Raw genomic sequence first — 20,870 nt, 5'->3', positions numbered from 1 at the left:
AGACTTTTCCGCGTCCGAGGAGACGAATATGACCAACACACCCGAGGCCCAGATCGACCTTGACGATTTTCGCAAAGAAGCCGAGGGGTTTCTTCGAAACCACGTGAGTCCGCGCCCGAAAGGCGGCCGGCCCGGAGGTGTGCTCGGCGACGGTGACGATCGCGTCAGCCTCTTCCGTGGCGCCACGACAGCCGAGGCGGACGAAGCGAGAGAGTGGCGACGCACAGTCTTTGACGCGGGCTTCGGCTGGATCAGCGGTCCCGAGGAATTCGGCGGGCGCGGGCTACCTCGTCGCTACGAAAAGGCCTACGACTCCGTCGAGCGGGGTTTCGACACTCCGTCGCGTTCACCGCTCGGGGTGAGCCTCGGAATGGTTGCACCGACCCTCGCGGAATTCGGCGGGGCGGCAGTGCGCAAGCACTGGCTCAAGGCGCTTCACCGGGGCGACTCGGTTGGATGCCAGCTATTCAGCGAGCCAGGTGCCGGCTCCGATCTGGCCGCGGTCTCGACCAAAGCCGAGGCAGACGGTGACCATTGGATCATCACCGGACAAAAGGTGTGGACCTCCGGTGCGCACTTCTCTGACGTGGGACTACTTCTTGCCAGAACCTCACCCGGCCCGAGGCACGGCAACTTGACCGCTTTTGTGATCGACATGACTACTCCGGGGGTCAAGGTTCAGCCGTTGCGGCAAATGACCGGTGGATCGGACTTCAATGAGGTCTTTTTGGACGCGGTCGTGGTTCCGGACGAGAACCGGCTTGGTGAAGTCGATCAAGGATGGAAGGTGGCCATGGCGACCCTCGTCTACGAGCGTGGCGCCATCGGAGGGTCCGCGGGCGGGGGAAGCGGACTCTTCCGGATGGAGCGGGTAGCAGCGATGGTCAATCACCTCGGATGCGGCGATAACCCCGCCGTACGCGAGGCATACGCCCGCCTGCACTCAGGAGTGGTGTGCGCCAAGAACATGCGCTCGCGTGCTGAAGCCGGCACAAAGGCCGGCCATGCCCCCGGGCCCGAGATGTCCCTGTCCAAACTGGCTCTCACCGAAAACCTTGCGGCGCTGTCGAGTTTGATGAGCCTCGCCCTGGGTCCCCGACTACTTGCCGACACCGGTGAGTGGGGAACGTACGCGTGGACCGAATTCATTCTGGGCGTACCGGGATTCCGCCTGGGCGGTGGGACCGATGAGATACAGCGCAACATTATCGGCGAACGAGTTCTCGGCCTTCCGAAAGAGCCGTGACACTGGTCAGATCTGCCCGATTTGAGTGATCTGCATCACTTAACAGTGCACCCGTGACAACGGCTACATTCTTGACTGATCTAGTACTAGACTATCCATCACTGGACTATTCCGTCCGAGAATCGTAGCCAAGGAGATCCACATGATCCGGTCAGACTTTGCTGATCCATACCGATCCAATCGATTCCGTTTAATCCATCTTCCACACATGGTTGGCACCATTGCCACGACAACTGCTGTTCTGCTTGCACTTTCGGCATGCGCATCATCCGAAAACATGGAGGTCGGAGATGTCGGGCCCTCTGGTGACGCCGCCTGGCAAACCGTGATTGAAGCGGCCAAAGACGAGGGTGAGGTCAATATATACTCGGGAAACATCCCCGACTCTCTCAAGTGCCTCGCCGACTCTTTCAAGAGCACTTATGGGATCACCGTCAACGTCACCAGCGGAATCAACGCCGTAAATCAAACCAAAGTGGATACCGAACTTCAGACAGGAAACGTCACCGTCGACGTCATCGATCAGACCGAGGCGTCGTGGTCGGTACCGAAGGCGGAGTCCGGCGAATTCGCTGCACCAATAGGCCCCGCATTCGACAACCCTGACTTCAACGCTGCCGAAAACCTCAAAGAAGGCGGTTGGTTCATCTCGGATGCGAGCATGACGACCTTCGTCTGGAACACTGATCTCTACAGCAAAGGGCTGAAGGACTACGACAATGTCCTGGACCCCGAGTTGGCCGGGGGCAAGATCGGGGTGATCGCACCCAGCGCACCGGTGTTGGTCGAGTTCTACCTCTACCTCGAAGATCGCTTCGGCCCGGGATTCATCGAGAAGTTGGCAGCTCAGAAGCCACGGATCTACCCGAGCGCCTTTCCGCTCACACAAGCTGTGACATCGGGCGAGATCGCCGCCAGCATCTTCTCAGTGCCTGTAGTCAACGAAAAGGCACAGGGCGCTCCGGTCGACTTCGCGTTGTCCAGTCCGATCTTCGGAACACGATTCAACACCGCAGTTCTCGCGGAGGCCCCCCATCCCAATGCCGGACAACTCCTTGCCAATTTCATGATCACTCCCGCAGGGCAACAGTGCATCTCGAACCGGGCTGCTTCGATCCTGCCCAACATTCCGGGCACTCTCGCAACCGAGGACCAGGTCATCGACCCAGCCGCCGACGGTGAACTCACACCAGCGGAGGTTCAGGATTTCAAGGACAAATTTACCCGCCTGTTCACATAGAAGTCGCTCATAGCGAACAACCGATCAGCGCTCGACAGAGGAGAAGCAGTGGCATACGTTTCCATTGAGGGACTGACAAAGAACTTCGAGGGTAAACCTCCCACGACAGCGGTTGACGATCTCCACCTCGAAATCGAGGAGGGCGAGTTTCTCGTCCTCCTCGGTCCGAGCGGATGCGGAAAGACGACAACCCTGCGTTGCCTTGCCGGGCTCGAGAGGCCTGCCGATGGGCGGATCGTCCTCGGCAACTCAACGGTATTCGACACAACCCGACGCATCGATATTGCACCAGACAGGCGCTCGATCGGCATGGTTTTCCAGTCATATGCGCTATGGCCACACATGACCGTCCGGAAGAATATCCGATATCCCTTGGCGGCACGTCATCTCCGAGACAAGCTCAAAGACGGTAGCGTTGAGCGGATAGCGGATGCGGTCGACTGCGGAAGTCTTCTCGACAGATATCCCGCACAACTCAGCGGTGGCCAGCAGCAGCGGGTCGCGCTCGCCCGAGGACTGGTGTCACAACCCGACCTCGTCCTGTTCGACGAACCGCTGAGCAATCTCGATGCACGCCTTCGGCAGCAGGTCCGCGCCGAGCTACACGAACTCCACCGAAAACGTTCGTTCACTGCTGTGTTCGTTACACACGACCAGTCCGAAGCGTTATCACTCGGACAGCGAATGGCCATCATGCGAGCCGGCAAGATCGAACAGCTCGGCACCCCACGCGAGGTCTTCGAACATCCGGCCAACGACTATGTGGCCGAATTCATCGGCATGTCAGAACGCCTCGAGCTCAAACGCAGTGGAGAAGGGTGGTCGTGCGATGGGCAGCCTGTGCAGGCGAACGGTAATCAAATACCGATCTCGGCGTCGGACGGGGTGGTGCGACTGCGTCCGGATGATCTGCGCCTTGTCTCAGACTTGTCTGAGTTACGGCACAGTGAACTAGGACTCGAAGCCAGAGTCATGGATGTGGCCTACGGCGGCAAGCATCTGGATGTGTCGTTGCGGCTGCAGGCAAGCGAAACTCGTATCAATGCGCAGGTTGCGACCGCGGATCTCGGCGGGCACCTCAACAGATGGGCGACCGGTGCCCGCGCAATCGTCGCATTCGAGCTCAGAAATGCACAGTACTTCGACCTCGGGCCCGCTCTGGCGGCGATGGGATGACTGCCCTCGAGACCAGGCCGCGGTCTAACTCCAGCACTGCCGAACCGTCACGGCTCCGTATTCTGTTCCAGCCCAAGAATCTCAACCGCGCTGCTTTGAGCGTATTCCTACTGATCCTCGGCTATTTGATCATCACTCCGCTGATAAAGCTTCAGCGGGAGGCACTTTCGGACGGCGCGGCCGGGTATTCGCAAGCATTTGGCGCCGACGGTATAGGCCGGACTATCGGGTACACGATCGGACTGTCACTCGGTTCGTTGATCATCTCGCTGGTGCTCGGAACAGCGCTGGCGTGGGCCGCGAGCCGGCTACCGTCCGGGCTGGGATTCCTGCGGATCGTACCGATTCTACCCATCGTGGTTCCAGCGGTTGCCAGTGTCGCGGGATGGGCATTCCTCTTCTCCCCACGGCCCGGGTATCTGAACGCCCTGCTTCGCAAATTGCCCTGGTGGTCGGACCTCACGGAAGGCCCGGTTGACGTCTACACACTCCCTTGGATTGTCTTCATCACCGGAATCGGGTTGAGCTCGTTCGTTTTCCTATTTGTGAGCGCCGGATTTCAGAACATCAACTCCGAAATTCTCGAAGCAGCCCAGGTCAGCGGTTCATCGCAATTCAAGACCTTCTTCAAGGTGACGCTACCGCTCCTCCGACCGACATTGATTTACGGCGGAAGTGTCGCCTTCCTACTGGGGCTCGGACAGTTCACCGCACCACTTCTACTGGGAACGAACAGCGGCGTCACGGTCATCACAACCGAGATGTATTTTCTGACCACACAATCGCCCGTACAGACCGCAGCCGCAGCGGCGTTGGGTTCACCATTGATGGTCATTGGCCTGCTCCTCGTTCTGTTCCAGAAGCTCGCGTTGGGCAACCAGAAGCGATTCGTGACCCATGGCGGCAAGGCATTTCGGTCAACAGGTAGGCCTTCGTGGGTGGGCGCAGGGTTCATTGTCCTTTACTTCGTGGTGTCGACTGCGCTGCCAATAGCAGCGTTGACGTTTGTTTCACTGTCGCGCTACTGGAGTGGAAATATAGACCTATCGAAGCTGACAACAGCCAACTTCGAGGCCGTAATGAGTGACAACGTGGTACCTACTGCGATCCAAAACAGCCTGATCTACTCGATTGTCGCGGTCGCGATCGCGCTTCCCGTGGGATTCATCGTGTCTCAGGTCCTGGTGCGAGGGCAAGACTTTCCGATTCTGCGAACGATCTTGGATTTCGTGGTCGCGGTCCCGCTCGGCGTCCCGGCAGTCATCTTTGGTATCGGGTTCCTGTTCACCTACAGCGAGGGCCCCTTCGTCCTGTACGGAACGCCATGGGTGCTGATCCTTGTGTATGTCGCGCTGATGGTGCCGTTCGCGACACGGATGCAGCTGTCCACGATGCTTGCTCTCGGTGACCAGTACATCGAGGCCTCTCGGGTCAGCGGAGCTGGTCGCCTTCGCACGAATGTCCTCATCATGCTGCCCCTGATGCGTTCGTCGCTTGCGGGCGCTGCGGCGCTGATCTTTGTGCTTCTGACACACGAGTTCAGCGCATCGCTGTTGGTTCGCTCGTCCACAACCCAGGTCATGGGTACGGTTCTGTTCGATTTCTGGAACACGGGGACCTATCCACTTGCAGCCGCAGTCGCACTCATCATGACCGGCGTCACCGCGGTCGGCGTGGGACTTGCCGTATTGCTGGGGGGTTCCGAATCACTGTCGAAGTTGTAGTTGCGCTGAAGTCCCGAGACCGCTGCCACAGCGGGCGGCCGCACCCGACCGCTGTGGCAGCCCTTTCGTACTGCCCGCAATATGGCGCAAACGCTTTCAAAAAGTTTACCGAATCGACATTACTCGTAGACTAAATAGTCTAGTATGCGTGTATTGGTTCAATCAAGAATCGATCGCAACGAGTGGCAGTCGGCCGAGATGCCTCAAGTGCACTGCGGATCCACCCGCTGCGTGAGCACCGACACCTGCGGGCGGCGGCTAGCTCTTAGTACCAAAAGGCCTGACAGCCAACGACTACGGAACGGTGAAGACAATGGATACGTCGCTGATCGACGAACTGAAGATCATAGATACCGACACGCACGTCATCGAGCCCCCCGACCTGTGGACCTCTCGGGTGTCGGTCAAGAAGTGGGGCGACCTTGTTCCCCACATCAAGCCCGACGACGACGGAAATCCGGCTTGGTATGCCGGCGGCAACCGGATGCTCGGAGTCGCTGCCGCCGCAATGGCCGGGTGGAAGGAATACCAGCCGGATCATCCACTTTCACTCGCGGAGGCCGAACGTTCGGCATGGGATCCAGTCGAGCGTCTGAAGCGCATGGACAGCGACGGGATACACGCACAGGTGCTGTATCCGAACGTGGCGGGATTCGGTGGCGGCAACTTCACATCCGTCAAGGAACCTGCCCTGATGCTCGATCTCGTTCGGGCGTACAACGACTTCCTCACCGACTACGCCGCCGTCGCACCCGGACGGTTCGTACCGATCAGCGCGCTTCCCTTCTGGGACATCGACGCAGCTGTCAAGGAGATCGAGCGCGTCGTCGACGCGGGACACAAAGGCGTAATCATGACTGCCGGACCCCAGAATTGGGGTCAGCCGATGATCGAAGATCCCCATTGGGATCGTCTGTGGGCCACAGCGCAAGAGGCCGGTCTGCCGATCAACTTCCACATCGGGTCCGGCGACATCGGTGATTACCCACGACATCCAGGTGGCAAGCACGCCAACTCGGCATCGTTGTCGTGCATCAATTTCATCAACAACGCGCAAGCGATCGTGCGTGTCATCTGTGGCGGTGTGTGCCACCGGTTCCCCGATCTCAACATCGTTTCAGTGGAGAGCGGTGTGGGCTGGATTCCGTTCATTCTGGAGGCGCTGGATTGGCAGTGGTACAACTGCGGCGTTCCCGAGGAGCATCCGGAATACGAACTGTCGCCGCGCGAGTATTTTCTCCGCCAGGTCTATGGGTGCTTCTGGTTCGAACGGGAGACGGCGATGAGCGCAATCGAACAACTCGGTGCGCGGAACTTCCTGTACGAGACCGACTATCCCCATCCCACCAGTATGTCCCCGGGTCCGGCGTCAATCGCCACCACACCCCGCGAGTACCTCAAGACCGCACTCAAAGATCTTCCCGACGAGACGGTCAGGCTCCTACTGCAGGACAACGCCGCGCGCATCTACAATCTCGACCTGAAGTAACAACAAAGTCCGGCCAGCGTCCGATTATCGGGCGCCGGCCGGACTTTCGCGTGTCACGATGCTTGAAGAAGTGCCTTCGAGAAGGCACGGATATCCGTGATGGCGGTGCTCGTGCGCCGCCATGGTGCAACGATCACTCGCGACACACCTGACGCTCGCCATCCTGCGACGTCGACCTCGCCGGGCGGAGCAGCCACGGTCACGCTCAGCGGATCCTGCCTACCGGCAGCCACACTGAGCTCCTTCAACTTCTCGACAACCGGCGCCACCGATTCCGGCGTGTGATGCATTCCGATCCAACCGGTTCCGGTTCGAACTGCTCTCCGAAGTGCGGGCGGTGACTCGCCGCCGATGAGTAGGGGCAATTCTGCTCCCTGGACCGGTTTGGGCTCGAATGCAACCGCCGGGAACGAGTAGAACTCACCCTCATGGGAGACGACCTCTTCAGTCCACAACCGTCGACATATCGCGGCCACTTCGTCGAGACGACGACCGCGACTGTCGAACGCGAGGCCGGCAGCCTGCCATTCGGCACTGGACCACCCCGCGCCAACACCCAATTCGACCCGTCCACCCGAGACGACATCCAGCGTGGCCACGGCCCTTGCCGCGGCGAAAGGGTCGCGCAATCCGAGCTGGTACACGAAAGTGCCCAGACGGATCGTGCTCGTCTGAGCCGCGATCGACGCGAGATAGACCATCACGTCGAAAATCTGAGTATTCGGTTCTATCGGTAGTTTTCCATCGGGGTAGTCGCCGCTGTTCAGGTCGACCGGTAGTATCAGATGATCCGACATCCAGATGGACTCGAAACCCAATCGTTCTGCCTCCTGGGCCAATTCCACCCAGATCGCAGGATTCGCCCGCAGTAGCGAAATGCCGAACTTTGTCATTCGGATGCCGCTTCGAGCCGCTCGATCACTTTTACCGATCGCCGGGCAAACCGCCAGCCCTCATCGAGACGCACGTACTCATCACGGTAGATACCCCATTCCACCAGACCGGTCGCCCGCAGGAGTGACACATACGCCTGACCGCTGGCATGGGACTCGTCCTCGACATCGATGATGTGGGTGGTGGCGCTGTGGAACACATACGCGGAATTACCCACGCTCGTGGACTCCTCGATCCACCGTTTCTGCATCGACTGCATGAACTCCGCAATCTCGTTGCGGCCCTGGATGACCAACTGTTCATCGCCGTCGCGGTACTCGAACCGGGCCGCGGGCGCGAACAATTGAGTTTGTAGGTCTATCTTGCCCGCGTCGCCGTAGGCGTTGTACCTTGCCACGAGGTCTCTCGCGGCTTCACGGACCAGCAACTCTGCCACGTCCATCTCGATACCCACCATTTCTGTTATCTGTTGTTTGTCCGGCATCTACGTGGCCGTCTGTCCTGCGTCCACGGGCATCACGGCGCCAGTGATGTAGCGGGCGTCGTCTGATGCCAGGAATGCCACCAGCGCAGAGACATCGGATGGATCGATCCACGGCACCGGTAGTGCGTTCAACGCAGCGAACCGGCTCTCGACGTCAGCTCTCGTCGGATTCTCGATATCGGGGGCAAACAGGTCGTATGCGGCCTGATTGTGAATCAGCGGCGTGTCCACGCTGGTCGGCACGACCATGTTCACCCTGATGTTCCGGTCGGCCAACTCGAGCGCCAGCGTCTTGCCCAAGCCGATGACTCCGTGTTTCGCAGCCGAGTAGTGCGCGATGTTGGGGATACCCCGCACACCTGCCGTAGAGCTCGTCAAAACCATCGAGCCTCCACGAACCGCCATGTGAGGAATCGAGGCTTTTGCGGTGTGCCAGACACCGGTCAGGTTGATCCCGATCATGTCGTCCCATGCCTGCGCCGTCAGTTCCTCCGCCTTGCCGAATCCGCCGATACCCGCATTGGCACAGACGATGTCAAGACTACCGAGCTCGGCCACCCCACTATCGACCGCGGACTGAACTGCGCTGAAATCGCGTACATCGGCAACCCGCCAGTGGATCCGACGGTCGAGCGCCTCGATCTCCTTGACCAACTTCTCGAGATCGCCCTCATCTGCCATGGGATACGTGACGGAGTCAATTGGAGCGCATAGGTCGATGGCGATGATGTCGGCGCCCTCCCGGGCCAACGTCAATGCGTGGCTCCGACCCTGACCACGGGCTGCCCCTGTGACGAATGCAACTTTCCCATCAAATCTACCCATCGCAACGGTCCTATCTTCGAGTGCAGTACTGACCTATACACTCTAGCAATCAACTATCCAGGATACGATAACTTTCGAGATGGTCCGCGGAGGTTGCAAGGACAGCTCCCAACACGCTTGAACGGTCTTCGGAGCAAGGCGCTTCGACCACCCGATTCCTTCAAGCAAGCACCCGAACGACGAACACACTGCGAGGTCATACGATGAACGACCATCTCCTCTTGCCTGGTGCTTGGAATTTTCGGGATGTCGGGGGCGCTCGCCGGCTCGACGGTCGCCAGTTGAAACCGTTCAAGCTCTTCCGCTCCTCACATCTCGCACACTTGAATGAAGCTGGTCTCCAGGCGCTCTCGTGTTATGGAATCACCGACGTCTGCGATCTCCGACGGGACAGCGAAGTGGAGCGAACCGGACACGACCGAATCCCACCGAACGTAAAACTCCACAGGTTGCCATTCGACTACGACCACGACGCGCCGCACGAAGCGGAGCTCGAGTCGCAGGTATTCGCCACCGCCCACATGAAATCGGTCTACTGGGAGTTTCCCGTACTTGCGCCCGCAAACGAATCAATTTTCGAAGTGGCTTCGCTGCTCGCCACAGGAGCCACGTTGCTCGTTCATTGCGGCGCAGGCAAAGACAGAGCGGGCTGGGTGGTCGCCACCATCCTGAGCTCGGTTGGCATCAGTGAGGACGAGGTTGTCGCCGACTATCTGAAAAGCAATTCGGCCATCACCGAACTCAGGGCAGCCATTGGAAGCAATTCGAACCACACCCCCGAATCGATGCTCCCCTTGCTCGGCGTCCAAGAAAGCTACTACCAGACTGGTATGAAAAGGATCACTGATGCCTATGGATCCTTTGATAACTACCTCGAGCGCGCCGGGATCGATGCCGGCATGCGTTTGAATCTCGAGGATGCGCTGTTGAACTGAATTCATGGGCCAGAGGCGAATCTTGCTTTACCCGTCGGCATCTGGCCGGATTCCAACCGATTTACGCTTCACATTCAAAAATTGCCAGTGCCGAACCGACAGGTTTATCTCCGTCCAAAATATTAGCTGTCACGTCCACGTAAACCCTATTCCGAAACGCTCCAATCACACGCGCACCGATCCTCACCAAAGCGCCGACAGGCACGGGTTCGGGGAAGTCGACCTTGACGTTCACAACGGAGGCAAGGAGTCCAGTCTGCTGAAGCGCATGATCCGCAACCTCGTGAACGGCGGCCGCCAAGATGCCGGGTCGAATGAAGTTCTCGTCGCCAGCGAGGCGCCAATCCGCCGAGAGGGTGGTGCACGCACCCACGCCTTCCCCGGCGTATATATCGAGCCGCAAACCATCTGGATTGGCCTCACCGCAGCCGTAGCACATCGAACTGTGGCGTACAGTTGCCTGGCCAGATGCTGGAGCGCCCGCGGAACGAAGAACTGCCACGAGTTCATCGAACGGAATCGGCCAATCCATACCCGCAAACATAGTCTACGATGCGACTAATCGCAATTCCGGATCGTTTGTACCGAATCCTGCGCCTCGGCGTGCACGACGATTCAACGGACCACAACAGATCGTCCCCGCCGGCGGGACGACTGCGTCAGGTCTAGGACTCGGACGGGAGATGGATGAACGCTAGTTCCCCTGCACCGCGGTGGAACAAGATCTGACGATTTCCTGGTGAATTGAGTTGGATGGTTTGCAGAGATATTCGAGAGAGAGGATGTGCCAATGGCGGGGCTCTATTTTGATGAATTGACTGTGGGGCAGACCATCGAACACGCGATTCGACGGACTGTGACCGAAACCGACAATGTGCTGTTCTCTGCCATGACCCATAATCCGGCCCAGCTACACCTCGATGAGGAGTACATGAAGGGAACCGAATTCGGGCAGCGAATCGTGAACAGTGCTTTCACTCTCGGGCTCGTGGTCGGCATCTCGGTCGGAGACACCACACTCGGAACGGCTGTGGCGAATCTGGGCTGGGATGAGGTCAGATTCCCCAAACCTCTCTTCCACGGTGACACCGTTCACGTGACTACCGAGGTGCTCGAACTCAGGGAGTCGAGGTCGCGACCGGATCAGGGCATTGTGGTGTTCCTGCACAAGGCTTACAACCAGCACGACGACGTCGTAGCTTCATGCAAACGCGCTGGGTTGCAGCGAAAGAAGCCGAAATGACCACACCGATTCGATCCTTCCTGTTCGTACCGGGCGACAGCGAGAAGAAGCTAAGCAAGGTCGCTGAATCCTCCGCAGACGCGCTGATCCTCGACCTCGAGGACGCGGTCAGCGAGAACCGGAAGGCGGTGGCTCGCGAATTGACCTCCCACTTCATTGTTGAGCACCGGGGACGCTCGCGCCGCTCCCAGCTCTGGGTGCGGATCAATCCGATTAACACCGATCATGCGCTAGTAGACCTGTCGGCCGTGGTGGCGGCGCAACCAGACGGAATCATGATCCCGAAGATCAACGGACCGCTCGATGTGGTGCGGGTCCACCATTACCTAGAAGCGCTCGAGACCGCGAACGGTATGACGCCTGGAAGCGTATCGGTCCTGCCCGTCGCCACCGAGACCGCCCGGGCGCCATTCCGGTTGGGCGATTTCGCCGATTTCGGAATCGCCCGGCTATATGGACTTACTTGGGGCGCAGAAGATTTGAGTGCGGCGCTCGGTGCGTCGACGAACCTCGGCCAGGGCGGTGGCTGGGCAGTCACTTACCAGCTGGTTCGATCATTGACATTGATGGGCGCGCGCGCCGCCGAGGTCGAGGCAGTGGAGACGCTGTATGTGGATATTCGCGACAACGACGGGCTCGCGGAATCCTCTCGTCGTGCCAGGGCTGAGGGTTTCAGTGGCCGGATAGCCATCCATCCAGGTCAGGTCGACACGATCAATGCCGCGTTCACACCGTCGGCAGAGGAAGTGGAGTTCGCATCGCGAGTGGTCGAGGCGTTCTCGGGTGATGTCGGGACGGTGGCGCTTGACGGCAAGATGCTCGATCTGCCTCATCTGAAGCAGGCGCAGCGAGTACTAGCCCTGGTTGCCGCCACTGATTCGCCACGGAGTCGGTGACCGTGAGCGACATTGCGTGTTGCAGTTGCTCCCGCGCCAATTTCATCGAACTGGCCGGGACGCAATCTTGCGGGTTGCCGCGCGATTGGATGCTGGGTGCGAAAAATGCTCCGTGAGCCACACACCATTCCGTACCGCACCCAACCAGGAGCCGACCACGGGCACGGCCGCGTCGACCAGTACCCCGTTCATCGGTGCAGCGGAGAGTTCGGGGCTGACGACCAGTGGTCCATCAGCGGTGCCTTGCACACAGTCGATAGGCCGACCTTGACGCGTCACTGACGGCAACCTGGGAGTCGTCGAGCGATTGGCTTGCGATGACACCACCTGTGTTGGCGTTGCGGTTGTAGCGTGGGAAGTAACTACTGGACCCTCGAGAAGCATGCGATGCCGTGACGATCGACTGTTGAATGTCCGCGTTTCCTCATTGAGATCGCATTTCGATCGGTTTCTCGGGATTTCTAACCACGACGCAAGTCAGCGACCAGTGGCCGTTCCTGCCCGCCGCCACACTGCGGTCCTGGCGGCATGTGAACATTGGCCCGCCTCGTTTAGAGCCGGTGCTCGAGTTTTATACCGCCGCAGTGAGATCGAACGATGGCTCTCAGCACACGAAGGGGCAACGAAGCGGGGCGCGGGCGCGGCGTAACCCACTAAGAATGCTGCCTAGGGGCTACATCCACAACCTGTTGGAGCACCCACCAACGAGCGAGTGGATCGTCTGCTGCGCTACGCGCACGCGAGCCTGCCAGGGGACCACTGGCGACGGTCGTGCCCCTACGGTCGGCAAAAACTAACCAATGCCTCACGACTCGGAGGCTCGCGCCGCCCAATGCCGACCACCGGTATATTGCCGGGCAGACGACTATCGACGGGGGCAATATGAGTCAGTTCGAAGTAGGCAACATCTCGGCCACCGCAGTGTTAACTGCGAAGATGCGAGCGCTTGAGTCCGAACGCGAAGGTAGCCAGATCAACGATCAGTACGCTGCACTGCTGGTTGAACATTCTGGCCTTGACCTTCGATCGCTCAAACTCGAACAGGTCACCGGGCAAAGACTATTCGAGTCCAACGTCGTGCGAACACACTTCCTCGACAACGCACTTCTCACGGCGAGTGCCAACGGTGTCCGCCAAGTTGTCATCCTCGGATCTGGCCTCGACACGCGAGCGGCGCGACTCGATTTACCTCATGACTGCGTCGTATTCGAGATCGACCAACTCGCGGTGATCACCTATAAGAAACAAGTTCTCGCTGATCGGGGCGTCCCCATCGACGTAGATTGGCGCCCTCGAGGCGGGAACCTCGAGGGTGACTGGCTCCGGGAGCTGACCACCGCCGGCTTCGATTCAACGGTTCCGACAGCCTGGATCATCGAAGGTGTCCTGTTCTACTTCTCCGATGAGACTGTGGCCCAGCTGATTCAGACGGTGTCCGATCAGAGTGCCGCAGGCAGCGAGCTGCTCGCGGTGCACTTCGGCGCCGGTGCGCTCATCGAAGCCCAGAGCCGTGAGATGGCGACGGCCGCCGAAAATGCCGGCTACGGATTCAAGTCGACGGTCGCCGACCCCGTTCAGTGGCTCGACGGGTATGGATGGGACACCGAAGCGGAAGCATTTAGCGCTGCCGCGGAGCGCCTGGGACGAACAATCCCCTACGACATCGAAGAAGGTCCCGGCCGCGAAATCGCGTGGCTGATCAGGGCTGTCAAGAGATGATTCGGTCGGACCGCTCCTGACTTGCCGCAGCATTCGCTGCATCCGCGATCTCGACCTGCAGGTTGTACGCGGAAACCGGGTCTTTCGCTGCCGTCCAACATTGCCATTGGTTCGTCGGTACGTCGGATGATCCCGGGAGAACAAAAGCCGGGAACTGCGTCCGCGCTTCACTCCAAGCGCCAGCGGATCGCCGGAGGACTTGGAAGCGACCCCACCGATGAGGCAGCCGAACAACTGGGTAGATCAGCACGGTCGCCGAAGCAGTCAGCACGATCAGCAGCGCGATCGCCAAAGACACTGATCTGACATGCGCCGAGTACCAACCAGCTTCGACGTTCACATCGGTGAGCGCAAGATCGACGATCTTGTTCACCGTATAGATGCAGACAAGCGCCGCGGTACACGCCCACCCGAGGAGTGTCAGCGCGAAGGGACCTCGTCGCACAACACGATATGCACGAACGGCGAGGACGGCGTTCAGTGCCCCAGCAATGCCAATCGCACCCAGGAACACCAACCAGTACGCGTAAACCATTGGTGTGAAAGGAATATCGGCTGTGATGTAGGAACTGGGAATGTCGTCGATTGGTGAGCTGATGTAGGTAACTGTCATTACGGCGACGATGGCGATCTGCGCGTATAACCACGGTCGGTAACGCACCTCATGCCCGGTAACCGCCCACATCAACGCTACTGCCGGCACTGCAGCGCAGGCCGCGAGCGTCATGCCCACCAGGGTCATCGCGTTCGATAATCCGGTAGCCCTCGAGATGACCGGGTTGATGAGGTCATCCGTGAAGTGCGGCGTCCGAGCCAGCTTGCCGGCACCCATCAGCAGACAGACCTGGGTGTAGGCCCAGAAGGTAGGCGTCGCATCGCTTGGTGGGCGCGAGAGGCGCAGCAAGGCAACAACTATGAGCAGAACGCAAATGCCGACGGTGAGTGCCGCGGCCATGGTCACGGCCAGCCGAAGGTTGCGGCTGCCTTCTGCAGCATTCGACGCTCGGAGGCTGTTGCTCTGTCCGGAATGATCACGTCGCGGTACAGGTCTGCCTTGGCGACCAGGAGCCGAGCGAACCACTCGGCCTGCATCTCGAATGGATGCTCGTAGTTTGACCTGGCCATGGTGCAAGGCAGGGCGAATACGTTGCCGACCATCTCGGGAGGTACCAGCGGAAACAGCGCGGCGAGGTAGTCGATGCGCTCTTGGTCAGACAGCCCGTGCTGCAGGAGTATGTGCCCCAGTTCGTGTGCGATGGCGACTTCGCGATGCACGGGTGTCAGGTCTTGTCGAATGTATATTTGGTCGCTGTTCGATTGCGGGATCCATAAGCCGGAGCAGGTCTCCGCGAGGTTGTCGGGCAGCAGGTGCACTGTGATCGGACGTTGGCGATCGAGGGACAGTGCGGCGATCGCAGCTTCGATTGTCCACGGGCGGCGGAATGAGACCTGACCCAACGCCGCGGTTGCTATTTGCTGCGGATCAGTGCTGCTCGTCATGTGCACGTCGGGCGAGGTCAGCAAGGGCTTGACGCGCGTGATCGGTCATCGGCTTTCCCGAGGCACGCAGTGCGATCAATCCCGTGGTGTTGTGCGCGAGTTCGAGCAGGTTTCCGATCTGCTGGTGGATCGGCACATACTTGTTCGGATCATCACTCGCGATATAGGCAGACGAGTCCCCGGCGAAGCCGCAAACCTCGGCGATCGCTTGGCGCTCGGCTTCGGTCGGGACGATTTCGCCTGCGAACCATCTATCGACGGTCTCAGGCAATATGGACCGCCCAAGTGTCGCTGTGACACCTGCGGATACTTCTTGAGAAGTGGCCGGTTGCTTCACGCACTTCGCAAGTTGCAGCAGTCTGTCGATGCGTACTTCCAATGGCAACGTATCGGTCAACTGAACCCCCTCAGCTGGTGTCCTCTCGGAGCCTAATCGATCTTCTCCGCGCCTTCCAGCGTGTCGTAAAAGCATCAGAAAGATCTTTTTCATCGTCCGGCAGCATCCCGGCGAGCCAGCGACGGTAGAGCTGCTCGGTACGCATGGGGTCTCCGGGCGCTGCCAGAGGTGTGTCGAGCAAATCGCGGAAGGTCAGGTCGATGAGTGGAATCCTGGCTGTACCAGGGCCTCCCACCCGCTCGAGGACCTCAGTGGCATAGATCGCGGTCAACCGCTGAACGCAGGCCTTCAGGTCCTCCGAGTCGGCATTCGGTAGCGCGACGACCACCTTAGAAGCGGCCTGAACGATGTCTTGAATGATCGACACCGGTATTTCCATCGTCGTGAACGAAAGTGCGTCAGTGAGGTCCTGAGTCCCAGGAGCGTCGACCACCTGCGTCGAACCATGCAGAATCTTCGCAGCGTGCCCCTCCGGCCAGGACAAACCCAGGTCCAACCTTCTCAAGGTCGTTGGGCGCGGGCTAGCTGTCTCCGGGACGGGATTCTCGATGCGCGCCATCGTCGTATCGGCAGGCCCACCCTTCTCGTGCACCTCAGTCCGCGTCAACGCGAGTTCCCGCCGACGATCATGCACTGCACTCGCGAGTCGCAGAAGGTTTTCAGGCACACCGGACATACCAAAACCGTATCCCAGTGTCCGCAGCGAACGCTGCACTCTTCCCGATTTTTAGCAGATCGAGACCTCATACAACCCACACAAGACACACAACCGACAAAACTTTCGTGGTGTGTGATGCTTGTAAATGTCTTATAACTGTCTTATGTTGACTCTACGTTGCTTGTTTGATCGTTCGACTGACAGAACGGTCCCAGCTATCCGAGTCTCGGGGGTACGGAATGCGAACTTCCTCGTTGGTCCGCGAGGACGAGTCCAGATCGCTGGTTCAGGCATCGCGGGCGCGCACCCCTGCAGTCCCACTGGCTCCGGTTCAGGCAGTCCAGAGACGTCGACGGCGAGCGACGAGTGCAACGCTCGCCACCACGGTGGTCCTGGCAATCCTGTCGATCGGGATCACCCCGGTCGATGCCGAGCCCATTCAGTCCGACAAGTGCCCCGTTCTCCACGTGCTCGCAGTCTCGGGCACGAGTGAGTCGTCATCCGACATCGATCCGAATCTGGATACAGGCTTGCTCTCCCGTGTAACGATCGGCGCAGGGTCCGGTGCCGTTCCGGGAACCTACTCACGCCAATACGTGCCCTATCCAGCATCTTTCGGGGGCGCAACCCCCGGCGAGGATGCGACATACGAGCAGTCTGTGAAGACTGGCGAGGCGAACGCGTCAAAGATGTTGGAAGACTTCGCCAACCGTTGCCCGGACACCGATTTTGCGCTCACCGGATACAGCCAGGGTGCGCAGATTGCGCGGTTGGTTGCCCAGACGATCGGTGCCGGATCGGGACCAGTTCCGGCTGAACGGATTGCCGGCGTAGCGCTATTTTCAGATCCCGGCCGAGTGGCAGGATCGCCAAACTTCCCAGGTGGCCCAGCCGATCAAACAACCCCCGACCCGGCTCCGGGCACCAGCGGTACGAATGTTGCTCAGCTCCAGGTCACTGCGACACCACCTGCTGAAGGTGGTGGGATCGCGCCGTCAGACGGCAAGACATTTGGTGAACTCGACGGTCGCGTGTACTCCCCCTGTGCCACAGGCGATATCGCGTGCTCAACACCGGAGAATGCACCGATCGCACGACTCATCACCAACATCGCGGGTCAGATGCACCTCGACGCCGAAGATCCACAAACGATCCTGGCAGACGCAGCGGTGGCAATCGGCGGGACGATGATTCGCTCTTCGTCGAACTTCATCAACGACGGAGGAGTGGAGAAGTTCCTGGCCGGAGAACCGGTCAACGGCGAAAAGTCCCTGCTGACCTACGCCGCCGAAGGCTCTGATCCCACTGCCCCTGCCGATCCGTTCTCAGCACTGGTGCGCTTGGGAACAATCGGGTTCGGCGCCGCAGTCACGGTGGCCAAGAAGGTGATCACACCTGCGAACATCGTATCGCTCGCATCCGTGGGCCTGGCCAACCCCGCTGCAGCGCTTGCGCTTTTCGGTAGCCAGCTCGTTGGCGCAGTCGCAGACACCTATCCTCCCGACCGAATCCTGAACGGTGTGCAGCAATCCATCTTCAACGAAGTCAAGGCCGGCGTCACCGACAACGCCGGCCTGGTCAAGATGGCCACCGATCTTCGGTACTGGGACACCGTGCGTCTGCACGGCATCTACTCCTCAAACATAGCCACCCCGGACGGGGCACCGTCCACGGCGTTCGTAGCGCAATGGTTCAATGCCGTCCTTCAGGACCTACTTGCCAAGAAGACCGAGACCGACGAGACCTCCGAGCCGCTCGTCGATCAAGTGTCGACCACGCCGGAGCTGCCCGGACTTGTCGAACCGACCTATGCCACGGCAACGACACCGATTCCAGAGTCTTCCCCTTCGCCGGCGGCTTCGACCACGACCTCCACACCGCACGAAGTATCTGCTTCGGGTTCTTCGACGACGACGCCCGCCCAAACCTCAACTACGACAGAAACGGAGACGGTGCAATGACCGAACAGCGTGACGACTGGTGGGGTTCTGCGCGCATCCCCAGCGACGTGGTCGATCAAGAATCCGCCGCCACAGCGGATGAAGACATTCCCCAACCGAGGAATTACGAAGCGGTCGTGGCACCCAGACCCGTGCGGCCGTTGACACCCGTCGACGAAGACCATCACCGTCTGCCGCCCGCCTCCGGCAGCACTCCGCCATTGGGCACCGAGCAGTACCAGCCTTCGTCTCTCCAACCACCGCAGTCGCAGCCCCTGACCGGGACGTTGAGCACCGACCTACTACGAGTGCGCGTCCGACCTACACCCGAGTCTGGATGGCGCAGAGCAGTTCATCGCGCGACGCTGGGAGCCATCAACCCCGGTGAAGCACCCGCAGACATCGAATGGCGCATCACGAACGACCGCATCCGCCAGAGCATTCGAGGCGACTACAAACTTGCCGTGCTGTCCCTGAAGGGAGGCTCGGGCAAAACGACTACAACGGCCGGTCTCGGATCGGTCTTCGCAGCCGTACGCCCGGACCGCGTCATCGGGATTGACGCCAACCCTGACCTCGGCACGCTCTGCAGCCGGGTCCGCTCCGAGCACACGTACACCGTCCGCGACCTGCTTGCCGACCAGAACATCACACGGGCCGCAGATGTCCGCATCTATACCAACCAGGCACCTTCACGGTTTGAAATCTTGGCGTCACCACGCGATCCCAGGATCGCCGAAGCATTCTCAGAAGAACACTATCGACGCACAGCACGAATACTCGAGGAGTACTACCAGCTCATCCTGACCGATTGCGGCACGGGAATCCGGCACAGCTCGATGACCGGAGTCCTCGACGAAGCCGACGCACTTGTCTTGGTGACACCGCCGGCGCTCGACGGAGCGCAATCAGCAGAGGCCACATTCGAATGGCTTGAGCAGAACGGGCACGCGGACCTGGTCGCACGGGCGGTGACCGTGATCTGCATCAACCGGCCGGGCAAGTCGAGTGTGGATATCCGCGAACTTCAGGAACATTTCTCCCGCCGCTGCCGCGCAGTGCTGACCGTGCCATTCGATCCGCACCTGGCCGAAGGCCAAGAAGTTCTTCTCGACCGACTGGCACCCGCCACGATCAAGGCCCTACGGTCTTTGGCGGCCACCATCGCAGACGACTTCCCTGCAGCAGCCCAGCGTCGGTACGGCAGGGCAGAACGATGACGGCCGCCCGTCAGGATTCCATCGAGCTCCATCCTTCGGGGCCGGCAATCTTTCCGGACAAAGAACGACTGAGCATTCCGCGACCGGGGGCACATCTGCCTTCACCCGAGAACCGGATTGCGGTGTGGCAGAGCCATATCCCTTCCCTTCCCGGAGCAGGACCGGCGTCGCCACTGTGGTGGTGGCTCGGTGTCCACGGCGGCGCAGGTGTGTCGACGTTGACGACGGTACTGACCCCGTCGGGCGATGCGCGGCGGATGTGGCCCAGCGGCAAACCCGGCCAGAGCCCGGTCGTTGTCCTTGTCGCACGGACGCATCTGTCGGGTCTACGCGCTGCACACAACGCGGTGATCCAGGCGGCGGCAGGTGGAGTGCCCGGAGGCTTGGTCATCGCTGGGTTGGTCACGATCCCGGATGCGCCCGGCAAGCTACCTGCCGACCTCCGCAAGTACCGAGATGTCGTGGTGCGGGCAGTTGATCAGCACTGGACGTTGCCCTGGGTTCCCGATTGGCGCGAAACACCCCGCAACGAACTGCCGAACTGGCGACCAGGTGACGTCGCCCTGGTCGGCCGTGCCCGGCGGAAGACCCTCAACGCACAGGCACAACCACCGAGTGAATACATGCGCTGCGGTGACGAAATCGCCTCTGTAGCTCGCGAACTAGCCCGAAGGGAACGCTCGTCATGATTGTCCACACCTATCTCACTGCCCAAGACGTGCTGTCGACGAACTCGCATCAGATCGCCCACCACGCCGGCAATACAGTCCTGGCTGCCGATCCCGGAGGCGGCGGCAACATCGGGCCGGCCAACCCCGAAGCGCCACCTGGGTCCGGCAAGTTCCAGACGTTGATGAACTGGTTCTTCTGGGGCGTCGTGGCGACGGCCGGCTGTGCCGGCCTGTACGCGGCGGTCTCCCTCGGCTGGGAGAAGCGGCAGGGCGGCGGAGGCGAGGCCCAGCCACACCTCGTGAAGGTATTGGTGTCCTCGGTCCTCATTGGCGTCGTGGTCACGATCGTCAACACATTGGCATTGACATAGGTCGATGAGATGCCCCCCGAGACGATGGAGATGTTCGCCAAGTTCCTGCGATGGGGAATCTGGTGCGTCCTCGCACTTTTCGCGACCTCCGCGATGGCCGCAGTGGGTCTTCTGGCTTGGGAACACCGGCGCAGCGAACCACTCGGCGACAACACGCGATGGCTCTTTCGCATCTGCCTGTGCAGCTGCCTACTGTCCGGACTTCCAACCTTTCTCTATCTGATCTTCTACAACAGGTGAGC

General features: G+C 60.1%; 22 protein-coding genes. 14 read left to right on the top strand and 8 right to left on the bottom strand.

The annotated features are described in order from the left end of the window. Positions 1-28: 28 nt before the first annotated feature. The 5 genes from H290_RS0118695 (at position 29) to H290_RS0118675 (ending at position 6,875) form a co-directional block, all read left to right on the top strand. Positions 29-1,246: an acyl-CoA dehydrogenase family protein gene (locus H290_RS0118695; protein ID WP_020108354.1), complete on the top strand. Its 1,218-nt coding sequence runs from the start codon at positions 29-31 to the stop codon at positions 1,244-1,246. 208 nt (positions 1,247-1,454) lie between these two features. Then, positions 1,455-2,486 carry an extracellular solute-binding protein gene (locus H290_RS0118690; RefSeq protein WP_020108353.1) on the top strand — a complete coding sequence of 344 codons (1,032 nt, stop codon included), beginning with the start codon at positions 1,455-1,457 and terminating at the stop codon, positions 2,484-2,486. A 48-nt stretch (positions 2,487-2,534) separates the two neighbouring features. Continuing rightward, positions 2,535-3,662 carry an ABC transporter ATP-binding protein gene (locus H290_RS0118685; RefSeq protein ID WP_020108352.1) on the top strand — a complete coding sequence of 376 codons (1,128 nt, stop codon included), beginning with the start codon at positions 2,535-2,537 and terminating at the stop codon, positions 3,660-3,662. Continuing rightward, the gene (locus H290_RS0118680) at positions 3,659-5,386 is read left to right on the top strand and encodes an ABC transporter permease subunit (protein ID WP_020108351.1); all 1,728 of its coding nucleotides are present in this window, start codon (positions 3,659-3,661) and stop codon (positions 5,384-5,386) included. The genes H290_RS0118685 and H290_RS0118680 overlap by 4 nt, the downstream gene beginning before the upstream one ends. 313 nt (positions 5,387-5,699) lie before the next feature. Further along, a complete protein-coding gene (locus H290_RS0118675) occupies positions 5,700-6,875 on the top strand; it encodes an amidohydrolase family protein (RefSeq protein ID WP_020108350.1) in 1,176 nt (391 codons plus the stop codon). 53 nt (positions 6,876-6,928) lie between these two features. On the opposite strand, the gene H290_RS0118670 is transcribed toward H290_RS0118675, so the two are convergent. The 3 genes from H290_RS0118670 to H290_RS0118660 are packed head-to-tail and all read right to left on the bottom strand — an operon-like array spanning position 6,929 to position 9,078. Beyond that, positions 6,929-7,768 carry a TIGR03619 family F420-dependent LLM class oxidoreductase gene (locus tag H290_RS0118670; protein ID WP_020108349.1) on the bottom strand — a complete coding sequence of 280 codons (840 nt, stop codon included), beginning with the start codon at positions 7,766-7,768 and terminating at the stop codon, positions 6,929-6,931. Next, positions 7,765-8,253 carry a nuclear transport factor 2 family protein gene (locus H290_RS0118665; protein WP_155976932.1) on the bottom strand — a complete coding sequence of 163 codons (489 nt, stop codon included), beginning with the start codon at positions 8,251-8,253 and terminating at the stop codon, positions 7,765-7,767. Before H290_RS0118665 ends, H290_RS0118670 begins: the two co-directional genes overlap by 4 nt. After that, positions 8,254-9,078 carry a mycofactocin-coupled SDR family oxidoreductase gene (locus H290_RS0118660; protein WP_028463368.1) on the bottom strand — a complete coding sequence of 275 codons (825 nt, stop codon included), beginning with the start codon at positions 9,076-9,078 and terminating at the stop codon, positions 8,254-8,256. It abuts the gene before it with no gap. A gap of 203 nt (positions 9,079-9,281) precedes the next feature. On the opposite strand from H290_RS0118660, the gene H290_RS0118655 reads away from it, so the two are divergent. Next, complete coding sequence (locus H290_RS0118655; RefSeq protein ID WP_020108346.1) at positions 9,282-10,013, top strand: tyrosine-protein phosphatase; 732 nt, start codon at positions 9,282-9,284, stop codon at positions 10,011-10,013. 61 nt (positions 10,014-10,074) lie between these two features. Here the strand turns inward: H290_RS0118655 and H290_RS0118650 are convergent, their stop codons facing one another. Next, entirely contained in the window at positions 10,075-10,545 is a 471-nt protein-coding gene (locus tag H290_RS0118650) for a hypothetical protein (protein ID WP_155976931.1), read from the bottom strand. Positions 10,546-10,779: 234 nt separating this feature from the next. Here H290_RS0118650 and H290_RS0118645 point away from each other — a divergent pair, with 234 nt between their 5' ends. The 3 genes from H290_RS0118645 to H290_RS29180 all read left to right on the top strand — a co-directional run bounded on the left by H290_RS0118645 (position 10,780) and on the right by H290_RS29180 (position 13,871). Then, positions 10,780-11,256, top strand: coding sequence for a MaoC family dehydratase (locus tag H290_RS0118645; RefSeq protein ID WP_369758834.1), 477 nt, complete (start codon positions 10,780-10,782; stop codon positions 11,254-11,256). Further along, a complete protein-coding gene (locus H290_RS0118640; protein ID WP_020108343.1) occupies positions 11,253-12,152 on the top strand; it encodes a CoA ester lyase in 900 nt (299 codons plus the stop codon). The genes H290_RS0118645 and H290_RS0118640 overlap by 4 nt, the downstream gene beginning before the upstream one ends. Positions 12,153-13,034: 882 nt before the next feature. Beyond that, positions 13,035-13,871 carry an SAM-dependent methyltransferase gene (locus H290_RS29180; RefSeq protein WP_020108341.1) on the top strand — a complete coding sequence of 279 codons (837 nt, stop codon included), beginning with the start codon at positions 13,035-13,037 and terminating at the stop codon, positions 13,869-13,871. On the opposite strand, the gene H290_RS0118625 is transcribed toward H290_RS29180, so the two are convergent. The 4 genes from H290_RS0118625 to H290_RS30310 are packed head-to-tail and all read right to left on the bottom strand — an operon-like array spanning position 13,861 to position 16,375. Continuing rightward, positions 13,861-14,832, bottom strand: coding sequence for a hypothetical protein (locus tag H290_RS0118625; RefSeq protein ID WP_020108340.1), 972 nt, complete (start codon positions 14,830-14,832; stop codon positions 13,861-13,863). The two genes, H290_RS29180 and H290_RS0118625, sit on opposite strands and share 11 nt — an antisense overlap. Then, positions 14,829-15,371, bottom strand: coding sequence for an ImmA/IrrE family metallo-endopeptidase (locus tag H290_RS30315; protein WP_081631635.1), 543 nt, complete (start codon positions 15,369-15,371; stop codon positions 14,829-14,831). Before H290_RS30315 ends, H290_RS0118625 begins: the two co-directional genes overlap by 4 nt. Then, entirely contained in the window at positions 15,355-15,768 is a 414-nt protein-coding gene (locus H290_RS0118615; protein ID WP_155976930.1) for a hypothetical protein, read from the bottom strand. Before H290_RS0118615 ends, H290_RS30315 begins: the two co-directional genes overlap by 17 nt. 10 nt (positions 15,769-15,778) lie before the next feature. Then, positions 15,779-16,375 (bottom strand): hypothetical protein, encoded by a 597-nt coding sequence (locus H290_RS30310; RefSeq protein WP_155976929.1) that lies wholly within the window; start codon positions 16,373-16,375, stop codon positions 15,779-15,781. 290 nt (positions 16,376-16,665) lie between these two features. Between H290_RS30310 and H290_RS29165 the strand changes: the two genes are divergently transcribed. The 5 genes from H290_RS29165 to H290_RS0118585 are packed head-to-tail and all read left to right on the top strand — an operon-like array spanning position 16,666 to position 20,868. After that, a complete protein-coding gene (locus H290_RS29165) occupies positions 16,666-18,387 on the top strand; it encodes a cutinase family protein (RefSeq protein ID WP_081631634.1) in 1,722 nt (573 codons plus the stop codon). Next, a complete protein-coding gene (locus tag H290_RS29160; RefSeq protein ID WP_020108335.1) occupies positions 18,384-19,586 on the top strand; it encodes a MinD/ParA family protein in 1,203 nt (400 codons plus the stop codon). The genes H290_RS29165 and H290_RS29160 overlap by 4 nt, the downstream gene beginning before the upstream one ends. Next, positions 19,583-20,275 (top strand): DUF6668 family protein, encoded by a 693-nt coding sequence (locus H290_RS0118595; protein ID WP_020108334.1) that lies wholly within the window; start codon positions 19,583-19,585, stop codon positions 20,273-20,275. The genes H290_RS29160 and H290_RS0118595 overlap by 4 nt, the downstream gene beginning before the upstream one ends. Continuing rightward, positions 20,272-20,628, top strand: a complete 357-nt coding sequence (locus tag H290_RS30305) for a hypothetical protein (protein WP_020108333.1) — start codon at positions 20,272-20,274, stop codon at positions 20,626-20,628. The genes H290_RS0118595 and H290_RS30305 overlap by 4 nt, the downstream gene beginning before the upstream one ends. Before the next feature lie 9 nt (positions 20,629-20,637). Beyond that, positions 20,638-20,868, top strand: coding sequence for a hypothetical protein (locus H290_RS0118585; RefSeq protein ID WP_155976928.1), 231 nt, complete (start codon positions 20,638-20,640; stop codon positions 20,866-20,868). The last annotated feature ends 2 nt before the right edge of the window (positions 20,869-20,870 follow it).

The organism is Nocardia sp. 348MFTsu5.1 (assembly GCF_000383535.1).
Taxonomy (GTDB): Bacteria; Actinomycetota; Actinomycetes; order Mycobacteriales; family Mycobacteriaceae; genus Williamsia; species Williamsia faeni.
The sequence above is the reverse complement of the archived record's forward strand: the minus strand, read 5'-3'. Positions and strand labels throughout refer to the sequence as shown.

Coding starts and splice junctions, on each gene's coding strand:
- H290_RS0118695 (WP_020108354.1), top strand. CDS start 29: ATGACCAACACACCCGAGGCCCAGATCGACCTTGACGATTTTCGCAAA.
- H290_RS0118690 (WP_020108353.1), top strand. CDS start 1,455: ATGGTTGGCACCATTGCCACGACAACTGCTGTTCTGCTTGCACTTTCG.
- H290_RS0118680 (WP_020108351.1), top strand. CDS start 3,659: ATGACTGCCCTCGAGACCAGGCCGCGGTCTAACTCCAGCACTGCCGAA.
- H290_RS0118675 (WP_020108350.1), top strand. CDS start 5,700: ATGGATACGTCGCTGATCGACGAACTGAAGATCATAGATACCGACACG.
- H290_RS0118670 (WP_020108349.1), bottom strand. CDS start 7,768: ATGACAAAGTTCGGCATTTCGCTACTGCGGGCGAATCCTGCGATCTGG.
- H290_RS0118665 (WP_155976932.1), bottom strand. CDS start 8,253: ATGCCGGACAAACAACAGATAACAGAAATGGTGGGTATCGAGATGGAC.
- H290_RS0118660 (WP_028463368.1), bottom strand. CDS start 9,078: ATGGGTAGATTTGATGGGAAAGTTGCATTCGTCACAGGGGCAGCCCGT.
- H290_RS0118655 (WP_020108346.1), top strand. CDS start 9,282: ATGAACGACCATCTCCTCTTGCCTGGTGCTTGGAATTTTCGGGATGTC.
- H290_RS0118650 (WP_155976931.1), bottom strand. CDS start 10,545: ATGGATTGGCCGATTCCGTTCGATGAACTCGTGGCAGTTCTTCGTTCC.
- H290_RS0118640 (WP_020108343.1), top strand. CDS start 11,253: ATGACCACACCGATTCGATCCTTCCTGTTCGTACCGGGCGACAGCGAG.
- H290_RS29180 (WP_020108341.1), top strand. CDS start 13,035: ATGAGTCAGTTCGAAGTAGGCAACATCTCGGCCACCGCAGTGTTAACT.
- H290_RS30315 (WP_081631635.1), bottom strand. CDS start 15,371: ATGACGAGCAGCACTGATCCGCAGCAAATAGCAACCGCGGCGTTGGGT.
- H290_RS29165 (WP_081631634.1), top strand. CDS start 16,666: ATGCGAACTTCCTCGTTGGTCCGCGAGGACGAGTCCAGATCGCTGGTT.
- H290_RS29160 (WP_020108335.1), top strand. CDS start 18,384: ATGACCGAACAGCGTGACGACTGGTGGGGTTCTGCGCGCATCCCCAGC.
- H290_RS0118595 (WP_020108334.1), top strand. CDS start 19,583: ATGACGGCCGCCCGTCAGGATTCCATCGAGCTCCATCCTTCGGGGCCG.
- H290_RS30305 (WP_020108333.1), top strand. CDS start 20,272: ATGATTGTCCACACCTATCTCACTGCCCAAGACGTGCTGTCGACGAAC.
- H290_RS0118585 (WP_155976928.1), top strand. CDS start 20,638: ATGCCCCCCGAGACGATGGAGATGTTCGCCAAGTTCCTGCGATGGGGA.